At 58.7% G+C, this 383-nt stretch carries 1 protein-coding gene; it reads left to right on the forward strand.

Annotation, left to right across the window (positions count from 1 at the left end; all coding sequences use genetic code 11):
- A partial coding sequence (locus tag AEYBE204_RS40945) for a hypothetical protein (protein WP_035442354.1) occupies positions 1 to 205 on the forward strand: 205 nt, incomplete at its 5' end.
- Between the last annotated feature and the right edge of the window lie 178 nt (positions 206 to 383).

A 383-nucleotide genomic window follows, 5' to 3' on the forward strand; every position in this document is an offset into this window, starting at 1 on the left:
TCAAGGCGTACCCAAGCGTGATGACGCGACAAATTTCAGCGAGGTCGCCTGGCTCGAAATCTATGAATCGCGTTTTCCCGGGCGCAGCCGTTGGAGTTCGCGTCTTTCCGGCCTGCGCCCCATGCTTTCGACCGCCCTGGGGGGCGACATGACCTTGCTGTTTGCCCGCGTTCCCGAAACCCTCTCAGCTTCACCAAAAGGATAGAAGATGACCGCCTTGCTCCGTCTACTCAAAGATCTGAAATCAACCGCCCGCTCTATGATGTCCTGGGCGTTCCTGACGGTCGCCTGCACGGCCGTACCGGCATACGCCTATAACGATGCCGGTCTCTATGCAGCCGCCCCACCACCCAACTCGGTCTTCGTCCGTATCATCTCGTATG

This window comes from Asticcacaulis sp. YBE204 (assembly GCF_000495855.1).
Classification (GTDB): domain Bacteria; phylum Pseudomonadota; class Alphaproteobacteria; order Caulobacterales; family Caulobacteraceae; genus Asticcacaulis.